This window comes from Streptomyces sp. NRRL F-5123 (assembly GCF_000721495.1).
In the GTDB taxonomy this organism is placed as follows: Bacteria; Actinomycetota; Actinomycetes; order Streptomycetales; family Streptomycetaceae; genus Actinacidiphila.
Window position 1 is genome coordinate 66,781 of the sequence record NZ_JOHY01000049.1, and the last position, 17,569, is coordinate 84,349.

The following is a 17,569-nucleotide window of genomic DNA, read 5'->3' on the forward strand; positions in this document are numbered from 1 at the left end:
TCCGGTGACAGGAATCCCAACCCTTACCCGACCCTTAAAGGGGAAGGGGGGCGCTAGGGGTACGGTAGGGGTGGCCGTTGCGGAATAACGGCCGTAGCGTCCCGCCGGGTCAGAGCGCCGTCGAGATCACGTCGAACACCCCGGCCTGGCAGTCCTCCAGGTAGAAGTGGCCGCCGGGGAAGGCGCGCAGGGCGAAGCGGCCCCGGGTGTGGTCGGCCCAGGACTGGGCCTCGTCCAGGGAGACGTTCGGGTCGGCGTCGCCGATGAGCGCGGTGACGGCGCAGTCCAGCAGCGGGGCGCCGGCGTGGCGGTAGCTCTCGATGGCGGCGTAGTCGGCGCGGATGATCGGCAGCACCAGCTCCAGCAGATGCGGGTCGGCCAGGACGCGCGGGTCGGTGCCGCCCAGCGTGCGCATCTCCGCGACCAGCTCCTCCGTGGTCGCCTGGTGCAGCTCCTCCTCCTTGACCCGGGAGGGCGCCCGCTGGCCGGAGGCGAACAGGTGCACCGGGCCCGGCTGCCCTTCCCGGGCGATCCGGCAGGCCACCTCGTAGGCGAGGATCGCGCCCATGCTGTGTCCGAAGAACGCGTACGGCTCGTCGAGCTGCGACGCCAGGGCCTCGTGGATGCGGTCGGCCAGCTCGGGGATGCTGCGGATGAACGGCTCGGCGCCGCGGTCCTGCCGTCCCGGGTACTGGACGGCCAGCACCTCGACGTCGCGCAGCGACCGCGACCAGGGGTAGAAGTAGCTGGCGGCCCCGCCCGCGTGCGGGAAGCAGAACAGCCGCGGCCCCCCGGCCGGTCGGCGGTAGACGCGGACCCAGCTGCCGCTGTCGATATCTGTCACTGCCCTCACCCTTTTCCGCGCGTCACCGAAAGCAGCCGGTTCTCCGGCCCGCCTGAGACCCTATCCCCGCCGTATTAATGCGGCGGACCCCTATCCGGCCCCTATTTTCCCGGCCCCGCATTGCCGGGGTCCGGTGCCGCTCCCTACCGTCGGAATTCCACGGCACGGCGGCGGATACTTCCGCGGGCGGGACGGGCGAATGGCCGGAACGGCGAAATGCGCGCGGACGCGTCCCGGCGCCCCGGTCCGGCAGGTGGTCACGGACGGCTTCGGGCGCCGACGGTTGCGGCGGGCAAGTGAATTGGCCGGAATGTCGTCCCCGGCCGGGCGGGACCCGCGGCCGCGTCACGTGGTGACGCGGCCGCGCCCGCTGCGTGCTGCGCGGTACGGCGCCGGCTCAGAGGCCGTAGCTGGGGGCGCCCGGCAGACCGCCGGCACCCAGCCGCTCGAAGCGCTCCTGCACGTTGGCCGCGAAGGCCTGCTGCTCGGGGCCGGCGTGCGCCTGCCCGGTGGTGTTCATGGCGACCGTCAGCACCCCGCTGATGGACGCGCCGGGGGACGTCCGCACCGGCGTGCAGAGGAAGTTGAAGTTCTGCGGCGCCGGGTCGTCGTACGTCATGACGGACGCCTGGTTGATCATCGTGGGCGCGCCGGAGCGGAAGGCCTCGTCCATCGCGTTGAAGACGCCGACGGAGTCCAGGCCGGGCAGCACCTGCCGGCCGGGGCTGAACTGCGGGACCATGCCGAAGGCGGCGCCCTGCCGGCCGTTGGCGTAGCGCAGCAGGTGCTCGGCGCCCTCGGTGAGCATGATCGGGAAGGGCGCGCCGTCGAAGACCGCGAAGAGCTCCTGCTGCTGCGCCAGCAGGCTGTCGCGCAGCTTGAACTCCGACAGCAGCGTCTCGGACAGCTCCTGCATGCCCGCGCGCAGCTTGCGGTCCCACGCGCGCGGCTTGGTGTCGGCGACGCAGACGGTGCCGAGGATCATGCCGGTGTTGTCGACCAGCGGGGTGCCCAGGTAGGAGCGCACGCCCATGTCGTTGACCAGCGGGTTGCCCTTGAACCGCGGGTAGTCGAAGACGTCTTCGAGGGCGAGCTGGGAACCCTGCGCCACCACGTGGGGGCAGAATCCGTAGTCGCCGGGGGCCTCCCGCGCCATGTTGCTCAGATCGAAGACGATGCCGCCCTGGCCAGGGGTCTCGTCGTCACCGTTGGGGACGTACATCCCGCGGAACATCTGCTGTTCGTCGTTGATGAAGTTGACCATGGCAAGAGGTGACTGCGTGAAGGTTGCCGCCAGCCTGGCGACGCGGTCGAAGGTGGCCTCCGCGTCGACGGTGTTTAGGCCGAGAATCTGCAGTCTCAACTTCCGCTGCTCGCCCGCGAGTCGGGCCTGATCGGAGGACAAGGGATCCATGGCACCAGATCAAATCAGAAGAGCCGCGCCGACGGATCACCCCTTCCGATATTGTCCGCATCACGTGCCCCAGTCGACCGTACCGGGCACCCAGAGTGACCGGATCCTGCCGTTCGGGTGACCATGCCCCGCAGTACCGGCCCGGCGCATATGCCCAACTCGGGAGTCTGTCCAGACACTTCCAGGTTTCAACCTTCGCCGATCACTTCCCGCCATTCCTTGAGCGACAACCGAGCAGATGCGAGGCTACGTACGACAATCATGCGGTGACCGCGCACCGGTGGGGCCGGAAGGCAGTGTTCCGGACCCGCCGACGGGGGTGGACTGAGGCGGCTGTCGCCACAGGCCGTCGCGAGCCATATGTCCGAGTTCCAGCAAGAAAGGGCACGGTGGGGTGGGGCAGGTGTGGTCCGAGCTGTGGGCCTCCCGTCGGAGACAGGGTCAGGACCTTTTCGGCCAGCTGGACATACGCGATGTCCCCCCGGACTCCGCACCGTGCGCCTGGGCCTTAACCCGGCCGGCGGGCGGCGATGTCACCTCCGCCCGGCGGCGGTAAGGCCGCGTTCAGTCGCTCCGAGGCCATAAGGCAAGGTCAACTCCGCCACTCCACACAGATGGTGGCGAAGCATTGAAGGAGTTTCCCCATGATCAGGTCGGACGTGGACGCGCGGTCCGTGGCGGTGATCGGTATGTCCTGCCGCCTCCCGGGTGCCACGGGGACGGACGCACTGTGGACACTGCTGCGCAACGAGGTGGACGCCACCGGCGAGACACCTCCCGATCGCTATGACGTCGACACACTGCACTCGGCGGCTCCGCAGCCCGGGCGGATCGCCAGCCGCCGGGCCGGCTACCTCGGCGATGTCGCCGACTTCGACGCCGGCTTCTTCAACATGTCCACCACCGAGGCCGTCGAACTCGACCCGCAGCAGCGCCTGTTGCTGATGACCACCTACGAGGCGCTGGAGGACGCCGGCCAGCGCCCCGACCTGCTCGCCGGCTCCAGGACGGGCGTCTTCGTCGGCAACGCCCGCGCGGACTACCTGGAGAACGCGCTGCGCCAGGGGCCCGAGGCGGCCACCGCCGCCCAGTTGCACAACTTCCGCTCCCTGCTCCCGGCCCGGCTCAGCTATGTCTTCGACTTCCGCGGGCCGAGCGTCGTGGTGGACACCGCGTGCTCCTCCGCCCTGGTGGCCGTGCACCAGGCGGTGCAGAGCCTGCGCTCCGGCGAGACGCCGCTCGCGGTCGCCGCCGCGGTCAACCTCGCACTGCGTCCTGACGAGGGCCTGGTGATGAGCCAGGCCGGCGCCATGTCAGGGGACGGCCGCAGCAAGTTCGGTGACGCGGGGGCGGACGGCCACGCGCCCAGCGACGCCGTCGCGGTCGTCGTCCTCAAGCGTCTCGGCGACGCCATCGCCGACGGCGACCGGGTCCGCGCCGTCATCAGCGGCAGCGCGGTCGGCAACGACGGCCGCACCAGCGACAGCGTCCTCAACCCCTCGCTGGAGGGCCAGCAGTCGGTGCTGCGCTGGGCCTACGAGGACGCCGGGATCGCTCCCTGCGACGTCGACTTCGTCGAGGCGCACGGCTCCGGCTCGCCCGCCCTCGACCCGCTGGAGCTGACCGCGCTGGGCCAGGTGCTCGGCGAGGGGCGGCCCGCGGAACGGCCGCTGCTGGTCGGCTCGCTCAAGACCAACATCGGGCACGCCGAGGCGGCCGGCGGCCTGGCCGGGCTCATCAAGGCGGTGCTGTGCCTGGAGCACGGCCAGGTCCCCGCGAGCCTCAACATGAGCACCCCGAACCCGCGCGTCGACTGGGCGGGCCTGCCGCTGGAGGTGCCGGTCTCGCTGCGCGAGCTGCCGGACCGCGGGCGCCCGGCCGTCGCCGGCGTCTCCGGGCAGGGCTCGTCGGCGCTCAACGCCCATGTGGTGCTGCGCCAGCCGGACCCCGCCGCCCCGGCCGCCGAGCCGATGCCCGGAGCGCCCTACCTCCTGGTGCTCTCCGCGCGTAGCCCCGAGGCGCTGACCGCCCTGGCCCGCGCCTACGCCGACTACCTCGCGCCCTGGGGCGAGGGCTCCCGGCACCCGCTGCGCGACATCTGCTTCAGCGCCGCCACCCGGCGCCAGCACCTGGAGCACCGGATGGCGGTCGTCGGGTCGACGCACGAGCAGATGACGGCCGCGCTGTCCGGCCTGCCGGGGCTGGGCGGCCAGCCGCTGTCCGGGCTCGCCGAGCGCTACCGCTGGGGCGAGGAGCTGGACTGGGAGGCGGTGTTCGGCGCGCCGGGCCGCTACGTCCCGCTCCCCCACTACCCGTGGCAGACCCGGCGCTACTGGCCCGGGGAGCAGCAGGCCTCGGACGGCGGCGGCGGCGACCTGGCGGCGTGGATGCTGCGCGAGCACGCCAGGACCGTCTTCGACGACGGCTCGACGCTCAACGAGATCGGCATCGACTCGCTCGCCCGGCTGCGAATCCTGGTGGAGCTGTCCAAGCTCTCCAGCCACGAGGTCGACCCGGACGAGTTCGGCCGCCTGCGCACCGTCGGCGAGCTGCGGCAGTGGACCCGAGGGCTGGAGGCCGGCGCCAGATGATCGGCGAGCACACCGCGTACGACCGCTTCGCCCGCTCCGCGGCGGAGCACGGATACGACGTCACCGCGCTGGAGGTGGGCGAGGACCGGCTGAGCTACGGCGAGCTGCGCGACCTGGCCGAACGGCTCGCCGCGCACCTGGTGGCGCACGCCGGGGGCACCGCGCCGCGCCGGATCGGGCTGCTGGCGGGCCGCTCGGTGACCGCCTACGCCGGGTACCTGGCCGCGCTGCGGCTGGGCGCCACCGTCGTACCGCTCAACCCTGAGCACCCGCAGGCGCGGACGGGGCAGATCGCGAACGCCGCGGAGCTGGACGTGGTGGTGGCCGACCCCTCGGCGGACGGCACCGACCCCGGCGTGCCGGTGACCCGGATCGGCCCCGGCGAGCTGGAGGTGCTGGCCAAGGAGCCGGCCCCCGACCTGCCCGCCCTGCCGGCCGGACCCGACGACGTGGCGTACCTCATCTACACGTCGGGCTCGACGGGCGCTCCCAAGGGCGTGCCGATCCTGCACCGCAACATCGCCCGCTACCTCGACCGCTTCGCCGGGCGGTACGGGATCGGGCCCGGCAGCCGGCTGTCGCAGACCTTCGAGCTGACCTTCGACGGCTCCGTGCACGACCTGTTCGTCGCCTGGCAGGACGGCGGCACGCTCGTGGTGCCCGCGCGCGGCCAGCTGCTGTCGCCCGCGCGGACCGTCGCCAACCTGCGGCTCACGCACTGGTTCTCGGTGCCCTCGCTCATCACCTTCGCCTCCCGGCTGGGCACCCTCGGCCCCGGCAGCATGCCCACGCTGCGGTGGAGCATCTTCGGCGGCGAGGCGCTGCCGCTGGAGGCCGCCCGCGAGTGGAAGGCGGCGGCCCCGGCCAGCCGGATCGAGGTGCTGTACGGGCCGACCGAACTGACCATCTCCTGCACCTCCTACGAGCTGCCCGCCGACCCCGCCGACTGGCCGCAGACCCCGAACGGCACGGCGCCGATCGGGACGATCCACCGGGACCTGGACTTCGTGCTGCTCGACGAGGACGGTTCGCCGGGCGACAGCGGCGAGCTGTGCGTGCGCGGCGACCTGCGCTTCCCCGGCTACCAGGACCCCGGCAACAACCCCGGTCGCTTCCTGACGCCCGACCAGGAGCCCTTCACCGGCGGCGAGCTGACCGACCGGCACTGGTACCGCACCGGCGACCGGGTCGCGGTGCAGGACGGCGTGCTGGTCCACCTCGGCCGTGTCGACCACCAGGTGAAGGTCCGCGGCCACCGCATCGAGCTGGGCGAGGTGGAGGCGGTGTTGCGGCGCCAGCCAGGGGTGCGCGAGGCCGTGGTGCTCGCGCTGCCCACCGAGGACGGCGAGCCGGAGCTGCACGCGGCCGTCACGGGCGCGGGGCTGGGCTCCGACACGCTCTACGCAGGGCTCACCGGCCAGCTGCCGCCCTACATGCTGCCGCGCCGGATATCGGTGCTGGACAGCCTGCCGCTCAACACGAACGGCAAGATCGACCGCCGGGCGCTGGGCGCCGCGCTGACGCGCACCGGCTGAGCGGCCCGGCGGCGCGGAAGCCGTCGGAAGGCCGCGGGGACCCGCCGGGGATCCGCGGCGAAGCCGTAGGAGAGTCGCAGGAAGAAGGGTCCGCCGACAGTGCCGTCGGCGGGCCGAGTCCGGGCAAGGCCATGACCCCCGTTCCGACGTCTGTGATGAGGCACCATGTTCGACGCCATCGTGGTGGGCGCGCGCTGTGCCGGCGCACCCACCGCCATGCTGCTGGCCCGCGCCGGTTACCGGGTGCTGCTGCTCGACAAGGGGCAGACCGGCACCGACACCCTGTCCACCCATCTGCTGCACCAGCCCGGGGTCGCCGCGCTGGCCCGCTGGGGGCTGCTGGACGAGGTGCGCGCGACGGGCTGCCCGCCGCTGGAGAACGTGGTCTACGAGATCGCCGACATCCACCTGGAGGGCTGCGCGCGCGGCGTGGAGGGCCAGCGGGCCGGCTACGCCCCGCGCCGCTACGTGCTGGACGCGATCCTCGCGCGGGCGGCCGTCGCCGCGGGCGTCGAGCTGCGCGAGGACTGCCGGGTGACGGGCCTGCTGCGGGACCCCGCCGGGCGGGTGACCGGCGTCGAAGGACGGTACGGCGAGCGGGCGTTCACCGAGCACGCCCCGCTGGTGATCGGCGCGGACGGCATGCGCTCGACGGTCGCCCGGCTGGCCGGGGCCCCCTTCACCGCCTCCGACCCGCTGCTCACCTGCGCCTACTACACCTATTTCGCCGGCGTGCCGGCCGATCTGGAGCTGTACGAGGCACCGGGCAGCTGGACGGCCGCGGTCCCCACCAACGACGGGCTCACGCTCGTCCTGGCCTACTTCCCGCAGCCTCGGTTCGCCGAGGTCCGCACCGACGCGATGCGCCACTACCGGGAGCACGTGCGGACGACCGCGCCCGCACTGCACGAGCGGCTGGGCGGTAGGGAGCCGGCCGAGCGGCTGCGCGGCACCGGGGACCAGCAGAACTACTTCCGGCAGGCGGCCGGGCCCGGCTGGGCGCTGGTGGGGGACGCCGGGCACCACAAGGACTCGATCACCGCGCGTGGCATCAGCGACGCCTTCCTCCAGGCCGAGGCGCTGGTCCGGCACGTGTCGGGGAAGCTCACCGGTGATCCGGCCCAACTCGACGCGGCACTAAGGGACTTCGGGTCCGAGCGTGATGAAACTCTCACCCCCGGGTACGAGGCGACGCTCGCGGTCGCGCAGCTGACGCCGCACGAGCAGCGGATGTCGCTGCTCCGGGCGGTGCAGACGGACGCCGAACTGACCTCGATCTACTTCGACATGGTCGCCGGAATCGCCTCCGCGAGCGCCCTGTACACGCCTAGACTCCTGTCACTGCTGTGACGTGTGGGGCCCCTGTGGCTGCCCATAGCGGGCGCCACGGGGCTTTGCCGCCCTGTTCGAACACCCGGATGGACGCTTTCGGTCCATTGGGAGTTGCCAGAGGCAGACGCTGACGCTCCGCCATGATCCTGGTAGGGTCACCGCGTTAGCCCACTTCGGTGACGGTGAGTCAAGGTGCCGCGCCGAAAAGAATCGGCATTTTTCTTGCATAACCCCCGGAAGAACACCAGCGCTCCGCTGCCGTACGAGGAATCAGATGCCAGGCTCCCGCGACCGGTTGACGCGTCACCGGTCCGCCCCGCGTAGATCTTCGCGATTCTCGTTCGCCCTGCCCCTGGTCGTGCCCGCCGTCTGCCTGTGCGGGCTGTGGGGCTACGTGGCGACCGGACTCGTCGACGGGCACAGCCAGTTCAGCTCCGAGGCGGACAGCGCGTCCGCCGTCGCCCGCCCCGCGCAGACCGTGCTCGCCCGGCTCCAGGCCGAGCGCCGCTTCACGGCGATCTGGCAGGCCGGGCACACCGACGCGGCCCGCAAGGACCTCGACGACGCGCGCACCCGGACCGACGCGGCCGTCCAGGACTACCGCCGGACGTCACCCTCCGCGCTCGACGGCGCGACCCGCGGGTCCGCGAAGGCGCTCGACGACGCCCTGGTCTTCCTGCCCGAGCGCCGCAACTCGATCGACGGCAAGACCCTGTCGACGACCGACGCCTTCCAGTACTTCACCAGCACGGTGTCCGACGGCATCAGCCTGCTGAACGCCTCGCTGCGCAGTGACGACGGGGAGTTCGCGCGCGGCGCGGCCCCGACCGCCTCGGTCGCGCAGATCGCCGAGATGCTCGCCCGCGAGGACGCGCTGCTGTCCGCCGCGGCCCCCACCGGCCGGCTGGACGCCGCGACCCGCCAGCAGTTCACCGACGCCCTTGCCGTGCAGCGCGCCCTGCGCGCCGGCATGAACGCGGCGGACCTGCCGGCCGGCACCGCCGCGAGCTGGAGCCGGGTCACCGAGAGCGTCAGCTTCACCTCGCTCACCCAGATCGAGGACGCCGTCGCCGCCGCGCAGGGCACCGAGCTGCCCGGCTCCGCCGCCGCCTGGCCCACGGCCGCGACCACCGTGTCCGGCAACCTGCAGACGCTGACCACGGACGCGCTGAACGACCTCTCCGACGCCGCCTCGCACCGGGCCGACAACGCCCTGCTGGGCCTGCTGCTCGGCTCGCTCGCCACGCTCGCGGCGCTGGCCGGCGGCGCGTACCTGTCGCTGCGCGACCGCAAGGTGCTGGGCCGGCGGCTGGCCGTGCTCCAGACGCACGCCGACGAGCTGTCCCGGCAGTGGCTGCCGCGGCTCATGGCGCGCATCGAGGCCGGCGAGCGCATCGACCCGGCGGCCATGCAGCCGCCGCAGGGCCCGGCGTCCGCCGAGGAGGTCCAGAAGCTCGCAGCGTCCATCGACCGGCTGGGCCGGGTCGCCGCCGACCACATGCTGCGGCAGTCCCTCGGCCGGGAGGGCGGCGAGAAGGTCTTCGGCCAGCTCATCCGGCGTACCCAGAGCCTCATCCACCGGCTGATCTCGCTGCTGGACGACCTGGAGCGCAAGCACGAGGACTCCGACCTGCTGAAGGACATCTTCGCGGTCGACCACCTCGCGACCCGCGTCCGCCGGCACGCCGAGAGCCTGGTGATCCTGAGCGGTTCGCCGCCCAACCGGCGGATGGCCACCCCGGTCTCCATCATCGACGTGCTGCGCAGCGCCGTCGCTGAGACCGAGCAGTACACCAGGGTCCGGGTGAAGAACCTGCCCGCCGAGCGGCCGATGGCCCTCGCCGGGCGCGCGGTCGCCGACGTCACCCACCTGCTCGCCGAGCTGATCGAGAACGGCACGGCCTTCTCCCCGCCGGACACCCAGGTGTCGGTGAGCGCCACGCAGGTGGCCAAGGGCCTGGTCGTGCACATCGAGGACCACGGCCTCGGCATGCCGCAGGACGTCATCGACCACGCGAACGCCCTGCTGGCGCACCCGCCCAAGCTCGACATGCGGGCGCTCAGCGAGGACCCCCGGCTCGGCCACTTCGTGGTCGCCCGGCTCGCCGAGCGGCACAGCATCAAGGTCGAGCTGCGCGACTCGGTGTACGGCGGCACGATGGTCGTCGTCCTGCTGCCCAGCGCGCTCCTGGAGGAGCTGGACTCGCCGGTCCTCGACCAGCTGAAGTCGGCGGCCAGCAAGAGCGGCATGATGGCGATGGACGCCGGCCGGCGCGAGCCGTCCACCCCGGCGGTCGGCGCCGCGGCCGCCGCGCCGGACCCGTCCGCGGCCCGCGGTCTGGTGACCGCGGGCGCGCCCGACGAGGGCACGCCGCTCACCCACACCCGGATACCGGACCACAGCGGCTTCCCCGAGTACGGCGGCGCGGGGCTGCTCGCGCCGACCACGGAGTTCCCCGCGCCCGGCATCTCCGCCGGCACCCCCGCGACCGGCCCCGCGGCCACCGGCTGGGTCGCGCCCGAGGAGCACCCGGCCCACCGCCAGTCCGCGGGCCAGGAGCACCCCACCCAGCCCTACCGCACCGAGCCCCGGCGGCCGGAACCCCAGCCGCAGCCCCAGCCGATGCCCCAGCAGCAGCGGCCGGACACGATCCGGGGCAGCGCCGTACGCAACGACGCCAACGGCGGCCAGGACCGCGGCGGCTACCCGGCGGGCGCGCCGCACGGCGGGCCGTACGCGGCACCGCCCATGACGACCCCCGCGGGAGCGGCCTCGGCCGGCCGGGGCGCGGGCCTGAGCCCGAGCACCGGTCCCGTCCCGCCTCCCCCCGCACGGCCCGCGGCCCAGCCCGCGGCGCCGGGCGTATCCAGCGACCCGCACCGCCATCTGACGACCCCCCCGGTGCTTCCGCACCGGACCCGGGGTGCGAGCCTGGCGCAGCAACTGCGCAGGGAGGCCACGGAGATGGAGGGCAACGGCGGCGGCAACGGCGCCGCCGGCGGCGGTCAGCGCAGCGGCGACGGCCAGCCGGGCGGCATCTCCCCGGAGGCGTCGGCGCGCGCGATGATCGCGATTCAGCAGGGACTGCAGCGGGCGAGGACGCCCGAGGCGAGCGAGCCGGGCGGTGCGGCCAGGCCGCCGGAGGATTCGTGGAGGTCGGGTGGCAACCAATGGGATTCGGGTGCCGGCCAATGGGAGGGAGACTTCAATGACTGAGCACGTACAGCCCGGACCTCAACTGGACTGGCTCCTCGACACGCTCGTGGACCGCGTTCCGGAAATCCGCTGCGCCATCGTGCTGTCCGGGGACGGCCTGCTCATCGGGAAGTCCAAGGACCTGCGCCGGGACGACGCCGAGCACCTGTCGGCCGTCGGCTCCGGCATGCACAGCCTGGCCCGCGGGGTGGCACGCCACTTCCAGGGCGGCGAGGTGCAGCAGACGGTCATCCAGATGGAGCGGGCCTTCCTCTTCGTCACCGCGGCGGGCCGTGGCGCCCGCCTGGCGGCGATCGCGTCGGAGGGCGTGGACGTCGGGGTGATGGCCTTCGAGATGGGCACGCTCGTCAAGCAGGTGGGCCAGTACCTGAGCGCTGCGCCACGGGTGCCGAGCCAGCCCGGCGGTCTCGTCCAGGATGCGTGAGCCACGGTGGCACGACGACGAGGAGACCGGACGCCACCTGCGGCCTTACGCCATCACCGGTGGACGCACCCGGCACAGTAGGCACAACTTCTCACTGATCACGCTGGTCGCCGCGCGGTATGTGGACGAGCCCGGCCAGGGGCACCTGGAACCGGAGTCGGTTCAGATCCTGGAGCTCTGCCGCAACCGCGCGGTGGCGATAGCCGAGATCGCCGCGCACCTCGACCTGCCGGTGAGCGTGGTGAAGATCCTCTGCGGGGATCTGCTGCACGCCTCGCTCATCCTGGTCCAGGCCCCGCCAGGGCAGGAGGACCGACCCAGCGTGGAAATCATTGAAAAGGTGATGAATGCTATCCGTCGGCTCTGAACCGGTCATGCCGACCGCACTGAAGATCCTCATAGCGGGCGGCTTCGGTGCCGGCAAGACGACCCTGGTGGGCGCGGTCAGCGAGGTGCCTCCGCTGGAGACCGAGGAGCGCATGACGACGGTCAGCCTCGGCGTCGACGACCTGTCCGGCATCGAGGGCAAGGTGTCGACCACGGTCGCCATGGACTTCGGGCGCATCACCATCGCCCCCGAACTGGTCCTCTACCTCTTCGGCACGCCGGGCCAGGACCGCTTCTGGTTCATGTGGGACGACCTGGCCACCGGCGCGCTTGCGGCGGTCGTCCTCGCGGACACCCGGCGGCTGGAGGCGTCGTTCGCCGCGATCGACTTCTTCGAGTCGCGCGACATCCCCTTCGCGATCGGCGTCAACTGCTTCAACGGCCGGCGCGACTGCACCAGCGAGCAGGTGCGCTCCGCACTGGACCTGGACCCTTCCACGCCCGTCGTGCTGTGCGACGTGCGCAACCGCTCCTCCGCCAAGGAACTGCTGCTCGCGGTCCTGGAAGCGGCCCGCGACCAGGCCGCCGCGCGGCTGCCCGCGCAGGGTCCCGGCGCCTGAACCCCCCTTTCCGGCACGACGCTTCGCGCCCTGCGGCCCCGGCCGCCGCCAGCACGGCGGCGGCCCCGTAGGCGTACGCGCAGGTGTCCGCGAAGTGCGCCGTCAGCAGGTACGCGGCCGCCCCCGCGACCGCCACGCCCAGCCACTCCCACCGCCCGTCCAGCGCCACGAGCGCGACGAGCAGCAGCGCGTACCACGCGTAGCCGGGCGTCATGAGCAGGAACGCCGTCCCGGTGACGGTGAGCGCGCCCCGCCACGGGCGTGCCGGGTCCCCGCGGCGTACGGCGTGCGCGGCCACCGCCGCCGTCACCACCGCGACCGCGGGCAGTGCCCACGCGTCGGGCAGCACCAGCCGCAGCAGCGCGTAGCGGTGGCCGGCGGCCGCGTCGTCGTAGCCCTCCTCCTGCGCGTAGCCGCCGAGGTAGCCCAGCACGGAGGAGTGCGACACCGCGAGGTACGGCACGTACAGCGCGGCCGTCACGCCCGCCGCGGTGCCGACGGTCAGCGCCGCGTCCCGCCACCGCCGGACCCCCGACAGCGCGCCGGGCAGCAGGACCGCGGGGAGCAGCTTCGCCGCGATCGCCGCGCCCAGCACGCCCGCGCCGACGCCGCGGCGGCGCACCGCGAGGCCGAGCGCGACGACCGACAGGGCGGCGGCGAGCACGTCGGCGTGCGCGTTGTTCACCGCCTCCACCGGCACCGCCGGGCACCACGCCCAGTACGCGGCCCACCGCGGGTCGCCGCGCCGCCGCAGGACGCGCAGCAGCAGCACCGTGGTCGCCACCGAGAGGCCGGCGCCGCCGGTCTGGAGCGCCTTGTACCGCACGCCGTGCGGGGAGACGGCGTGCACCGCGAGGAAGTACAGCTCGGCGGTGGGCGGGTAGATGGTGTGCACCCGGGGCCGGTTGATCCGCGTGCAGCCCCCGCCGGGCAGCTTCGCTAGCCCGCGCTGCCCGCAGTGCTCCGGCGCCGGGAAGAGCCAGCCGTCCCGCAGGCCGTCGAGGGCGGGGTCGGCGGGCGCGTGGTCGTACGGCGAGATGCCGGCCGCCTGCACCCGCCCGTCCCACGCGTAGCGGTAGAGGTCCGTACTCGTGCGCGGCGGCGCGACCAGCCCGGTGAGCGCGACGAGCACTCCCCCGACGAGCACGACCGCCCCCGCCCGCCGGCGCGGTACGGCCCGCAGGGCGGCCACGGCACCGCAGAAGAGCCCCCAGCACGCCGCGTAGCGCCACGTCAGGAGCGTGCTCCCGGCGGCGTACCCGGTCCCCCCGGCCCGCAGCGTCCAGACCAGCGCAGCGCAGAGCGCGCCGACCGCGAGCAGGGGGAGGAGGGTGAGGAGGAGTCGGGCGGTTGCGCGTCCCGCGCGGGGCGCGCGCTCGGGGAGGGCGTCGCGGGCGGGGGTGCCGTCCGCGGGCGCGGGTTCGGGGAGGACGTCGCGGGCGGGGGTGCCGTCCGCGGGCGCGCGCTCGGGGAGGACGTCGGGCGCGGGGGTGCCGTCCGGGGCGGGGGCGGGCCCGAGGGGGCCGGCCGGCGCAGAGGACAGGTCCGGGCGGGGGTGGGGCTGGCCGGCGGGGGTGGTCACCGGATCACCGTGGCACCGCGCGGGCGCGAAAAGCCGGGGACGGCGGCGGGCGTCCGTGATTCGTAAGGTGTCCGTCCGGGCCGGAGGCCGCCGCGCGGGGGTTGCATGGCGCCATGAGGACGACGACCGGAAACCCGCCGCCGCGCACGCGCACCCCGCTCCCCGCCTTCACCGGGCGGCTGCACGACCCGCGGACGGCGACCGCGATCGGCCGGTGGCTGGGCGGCGCGCTGCTGGTGTGCTTCGTGACCGGCCTGGCCAGCCACTTCCTCCAGCACCCGCCCGGCCGGCTGTTCGGCCGCTTCCCGACCCGCCCCGTATGGGGCTACCGCCTCACGCAGGGCCTGCACGTCGCCGCCGGCCTCGCGGCGATCCCGCTGCTGCTCGCGAAACTGTGGACGGTCTACCCGCGGCTCTTCGCGTGGCCGCCGGTGCGCTCGGTGCCGCACGCGCTGGAACGCCTCGCCGTCGCCGTGCTGGTGGCCGGGGCGATGCTGGAGGTCTTCAGCGGGCTGCTCAACATCGTCCAGTGGTACCCCTGGCCCTTCTCGTTCGTGCCCGTGCACTACGCGGTGGCGTACGTCCTGGCCGGCGCGCTGCTGCTGCACCTCGCGGCGAAGGCGCCCCAGATCGCCGCGCACTGGACGCGCCGGTCGGCGGGCACGCGGGCGCTGCCCGACGAGGAGCGCGACGGCCCCGACCGCCGGGCGCTGCTCGCGGGCCTGGGCGTGGCGGTCGGCGCGGTGACGGTGACGACCGCCGGCCAGACGTTCACCCCGCTCGCCCCGCTGGACCTGCTGGCCCCCCGCCACCCCGGCCACGGGCCGCAGCGCCTGCCCGTCAACAAGACCGCGGCGGCGGCCGGGGTGACCGCCGCGGACATGACGGACTGGCACCTCGACGTCACGGGCGGCGCCACTGCGCTGCGGCTGGCCCTGCACGAACTGGCCGCCTTCCCGCAGTCCGCGGCCCGGCTCCCCATCGCCTGCGTGGAGGGCTGGAGCGTCAACGCGCACTGGGAGGGCGTCCGCCTGCGCGACCTGCTGCACCGTGCGGGCGCCCCGCCGGGCTCCGCGGTGCGCGTGGTCTCCCTGCAACGCCACGGCGCCTACCGCGTCATGGACATGGGCCCCGAATACGCCTGGGACCCGCTGACCCTGCTCGCCCTCCGCCTGAACGGCGCGCCACTCGCCCCGGACCACGGCTACCCGGCCCGCATCATCGCGCCCAACCGCCCCGGAGTGCTCCAGACGAAGTGGGTCGCCCGGATGGAGATCCGGTGAACCCGCGCCGTACGAGCGTCCCCGGCGAACCCGGCCCGCGCCGTACGAGCGTCCCCGGCAGACCCGGCCCGCGCCGCCGGAGGCCCGAACTCCCGTGGTACGGCGAGGCGTCGGACAGCCCGCCCCCGCCCGGTCCTGGGCCCTCCCGGCCACCCCGCACGACGCCGTTGGAGGCCCCGTGAACTCCCGGCACGACGGAGGCCGCCCGGCAGCCCGGCGCCGCGGGGGCGGCCGGCTGCGGTGGCCCGGGCTCCGGCTCCGGGCGGCCCGGCCCACGCCGGGGATGTTCTGGCTGCGCGCCGGACTGCTCGCGCCCGGCCTCTTCTTCCTCGCCGTGGGCGGTCGGCTCCTGTCCCGGCTGCCCGACCCGTACCCCGTCCTGGAGTGGCTGGCCGGCGCGGTGCTGCTGCACGACGCCGCGATCGGGCCGCTCGTGCTCGCGGTGGGCCTGCTCGTCGCGCGCCTGCCCGCGCGGGCGGCGGTCCGTACCGCGCTGCTCACCGGCGGCGCGCTGCTGCTCGTCACGCTCCCCGCGCTGCTCCGCCCCCGGCCCACGGCGAACCCCTCGGTGCTGCCGCTGCCGTACGGGCGCAACCTGCTCGTACTGCTGGCGGTGACAGCGCTGTCGGCCCTTGCGGCGACGGCCACGGCCGCCCTGCGCGCCCGCCGGGCCGCCCGCACGTCCCGCACCCCGCGCCGCCCCTGACACGTCGGCTGCTCCTGCCGCGCCGGACGCCCGGGACGCCCGGGACGACGGCCTCGCACCCCGCTTACCGGTCTACCGGTTCCGGCCCGCCGGCTCGCAGGACGCGAAGGAGGCGAACCCCCTGGCTCAGGCCGTGAGCATCGCGAGTCGCCGGACCCGTAAGGGCGTCTGCGACCGCGTCGGCGTGCTCGACGGGGAACGGCCCGTCCTCGCGATCTCACGCACCGACGTGCGGCCGTTCGACGACCCGACCGGGGAGGACCACTACCGGGTCAGGACGCTGGACCGGTGGCGTGACGAGATCTGGCGCGGGCACGCGTCCCAGCTGCGGGACGCGCTGCTCGCCGCCGACAGGCAACTGCTGTCCCGCGGAGCGGCCGTGGAGGTCGAGGTCCGGAGGGGCAGCTCCACCGTCGCCCTGCTGACCCGGCGGGACCTGGGACGGTTGTGGCCCGGCCGTGGCGCCCGCACGGCCTCAGGCGCCTGACGGGAGGCACACGGCCCGCAGGCCCTCCGTGCCCGGTGCCTCGCCATCCGTCGTCCGGCGTCCGGCGTCCGGCGTCCGCACGAACCGATTTTGCGCGGCGGGTCCGGACTACGCCTGCGGTGGGCGCAGTTCGGCGAAGTGGCGGTCCGCGGTGCGCCAGGTGCGGGCCGTGGTCCAGCCGGCGGCGCCGGCGGTACGGCACAGGGCCGCGGGGCCGAGGCGGGCCCAAGGGAAGGGGGCGCCGAGGTCGCCGCGGCCGCCGTCGAGGCGGACCTCGCAGCGCTCGTCCACCTCCACCGGGGCCGCCTCGGCGACCAGCCGGCCGCCGGGCGCGAGGAGTTCGGCGACACGGGCGAGCAGCGCCGCGGGGTCGCCACCGATGCCGATGTTGCCGTCCAGCAGCAGGGCGGTGGCCCAGCGGCCCTCCCCCGGCAGCGGGTGGAAGACGGAGCGGCAGAGCGCGGCGCCGCCGCGCAGCACCGCCCGGTGCACCGCAGCGGAGCTGACGTCCACCCCCAGCGCCCGGTGGCCGCGCCCGGCGAGCGCGGCCACCAGCCGGCCGGGCCCGCAGCCGATGTCCAGGACGGCACCCCGGCAGCGGGCCAGCACGCTCTCGTCGGCGGCGTCCGCGTCCGCGAGCCACCGCTCGACCTCCAGCGGCAGCAGCCACCCGTCCCGCCGCCGCAGGAACAGCGGCCCCCCGCCGGCCCGCAACGCCCGCGCGTACGCGTCCTCCCCCCACGCCCCGCCGCCGACCCCCCGCACCCCCACGACAACGCTCCCGTTTCCCCCTGCCGTCACCGCCACAGCCCCCCACGGTCCCCGTCCGCCCCCGCCACCCGCCCGGCAACCCCGGGCCCCGCAACGTCCGACCTGCACCCTCCACGCACCTGGCCAGGCCCCACCGCACACCCAGCAGCCCCGGGCCCCGTACCGCCCGCAGCGGGCCCGGACCACGCGGCATCCGGCCCACACCCCCCAGACGGAACCGGCAAACCGTCCGGCCGAACCTGCCCAAGCTCCACCGCACGCCCGGCAACCCCGGGCCCCGCAACGTCCGACCTGCACCCTCCACGCACCTGGCCAGGCCCCGCCGCACACCCGGCAGCCCCGGGCCCCCCACCGCCCGCAGCGGGCCCGGACCACGCGGCATCCGGCCCACACCCCCCAGACGGAACCGGCAAACCGTCCGGCCGAACCTGCCCAA

Annotated in this window: 13 protein-coding genes and 1 pseudogene; 10 read left to right on the top strand and 4 right to left on the bottom strand. The window is 74.4% G+C overall.

What is annotated here, in order from left to right; genetic code table 11:
* Positions 1-109: 109 nt before the first annotated feature.
* On the bottom strand, positions 110-844 hold the full coding sequence (locus IH54_RS0129825; RefSeq protein WP_052398026.1) for a thioesterase II family protein: 735 nt from the start codon (positions 842-844) through the stop codon (positions 110-112).
* A 397-nt stretch (positions 845-1,241) separates the two neighbouring features.
* On the bottom strand, positions 1,242-2,207 hold the full coding sequence (locus IH54_RS0129830; RefSeq protein WP_234344026.1) for a GAF domain-containing protein: 966 nt from the start codon (positions 2,205-2,207) through the stop codon (positions 1,242-1,244).
* A 695-nt stretch (positions 2,208-2,902) separates the two neighbouring features.
* On the opposite strand from IH54_RS0129830, the gene IH54_RS0129835 reads away from it, so the two are divergent.
* From IH54_RS0129835 to IH54_RS0129865, 7 genes are all read left to right on the top strand, one after another.
* Positions 2,903-4,849 carry a type I polyketide synthase gene (locus tag IH54_RS0129835; protein ID WP_031522772.1) on the top strand — a complete coding sequence of 649 codons (1,947 nt, stop codon included), beginning with the start codon at positions 2,903-2,905 and terminating at the stop codon, positions 4,847-4,849.
* Positions 4,846-6,384, top strand: a complete 1,539-nt coding sequence (locus IH54_RS0129840; protein ID WP_031522774.1) for an amino acid adenylation domain-containing protein — start codon at positions 4,846-4,848, stop codon at positions 6,382-6,384. Before IH54_RS0129835 ends, IH54_RS0129840 begins: the two co-directional genes overlap by 4 nt.
* Before the next feature lie 165 nt (positions 6,385-6,549).
* On the top strand, positions 6,550-7,734 hold the full coding sequence (locus IH54_RS0129845; protein WP_031522776.1) for an FAD-dependent oxidoreductase: 1,185 nt from the start codon (positions 6,550-6,552) through the stop codon (positions 7,732-7,734).
* A gap of 340 nt (positions 7,735-8,074) precedes the next feature.
* Positions 8,075-10,933, top strand: coding sequence for a nitrate- and nitrite sensing domain-containing protein (locus IH54_RS42030; RefSeq protein WP_052398027.1), 2,859 nt, complete (start codon positions 8,075-8,077; stop codon positions 10,931-10,933).
* Complete coding sequence (locus IH54_RS0129855) at positions 10,926-11,357, top strand: roadblock/LC7 domain-containing protein (RefSeq protein ID WP_031522778.1); 432 nt, start codon at positions 10,926-10,928, stop codon at positions 11,355-11,357. The genes IH54_RS42030 and IH54_RS0129855 overlap by 8 nt, the downstream gene beginning before the upstream one ends.
* Positions 11,350-11,724, top strand: a complete 375-nt coding sequence (locus IH54_RS0129860) for a DUF742 domain-containing protein (RefSeq protein ID WP_031522782.1) — start codon at positions 11,350-11,352, stop codon at positions 11,722-11,724. Before IH54_RS0129855 ends, IH54_RS0129860 begins: the two co-directional genes overlap by 8 nt.
* Positions 11,705-12,304, top strand: a complete 600-nt coding sequence (locus tag IH54_RS0129865) for a GTP-binding protein (RefSeq protein WP_031522783.1) — start codon at positions 11,705-11,707, stop codon at positions 12,302-12,304. Before IH54_RS0129860 ends, IH54_RS0129865 begins: the two co-directional genes overlap by 20 nt.
* Before the next feature lie 265 nt (positions 12,305-12,569).
* Here the strand turns inward: IH54_RS0129865 and IH54_RS43740 are convergent.
* Positions 12,570-13,886, bottom strand: a pseudogene (locus tag IH54_RS43740) (glycosyltransferase 87 family protein); the annotation flags it as partial.
* Between the two features lie 113 nt (positions 13,887-13,999).
* Between IH54_RS43740 and IH54_RS0129875 the strand changes: the two are divergent.
* From IH54_RS0129875 to IH54_RS0129885, 3 genes are all read left to right on the top strand, one after another.
* Complete coding sequence (locus tag IH54_RS0129875; RefSeq protein ID WP_031522787.1) at positions 14,000-15,169, top strand: molybdopterin-dependent oxidoreductase; 1,170 nt, start codon at positions 14,000-14,002, stop codon at positions 15,167-15,169.
* A 178-nt stretch (positions 15,170-15,347) separates the two neighbouring features.
* Positions 15,348-15,875, top strand: coding sequence for a hypothetical protein (locus tag IH54_RS0129880; protein ID WP_107060299.1), 528 nt, complete (start codon positions 15,348-15,350; stop codon positions 15,873-15,875).
* Positions 15,876-16,008: 133 nt separating this feature from the next.
* Positions 16,009-16,362 (top strand): hypothetical protein, encoded by a 354-nt coding sequence (locus IH54_RS0129885; RefSeq protein WP_031522792.1) that lies wholly within the window; start codon positions 16,009-16,011, stop codon positions 16,360-16,362.
* Between the two features lie 108 nt (positions 16,363-16,470).
* Here the strand turns inward: IH54_RS0129885 and IH54_RS0129890 are convergent, their stop codons facing one another.
* Positions 16,471-17,163, bottom strand: coding sequence for a methyltransferase domain-containing protein (locus IH54_RS0129890; protein ID WP_420711806.1), 693 nt, complete (start codon positions 17,161-17,163; stop codon positions 16,471-16,473).
* Between the last annotated feature and the right edge of the window lie 406 nt (positions 17,164-17,569).

Bases quoted from the DNA above. Each gene is read 5' to 3' on its own strand.
- IH54_RS0129860 (WP_031522782.1), top strand. From the start codon at position 11,350: ATGCGTGAGCCACGGTGGCACGACGACGAGGAGACCGGACGCCACCTG.
- IH54_RS0129875 (WP_031522787.1), top strand. From the start codon at position 14,000: ATGAGGACGACGACCGGAAACCCGCCGCCGCGCACGCGCACCCCGCTC.
- IH54_RS0129840 (WP_031522774.1), top strand. From the start codon at position 4,846: ATGATCGGCGAGCACACCGCGTACGACCGCTTCGCCCGCTCCGCGGCG.
- IH54_RS0129835 (WP_031522772.1), top strand. From the start codon at position 2,903: ATGATCAGGTCGGACGTGGACGCGCGGTCCGTGGCGGTGATCGGTATG.
- IH54_RS0129845 (WP_031522776.1), top strand. From the start codon at position 6,550: ATGTTCGACGCCATCGTGGTGGGCGCGCGCTGTGCCGGCGCACCCACC.
- IH54_RS0129855 (WP_031522778.1), top strand. From the start codon at position 10,926: ATGACTGAGCACGTACAGCCCGGACCTCAACTGGACTGGCTCCTCGAC.
- IH54_RS0129865 (WP_031522783.1), top strand. From the start codon at position 11,705: ATGCTATCCGTCGGCTCTGAACCGGTCATGCCGACCGCACTGAAGATC.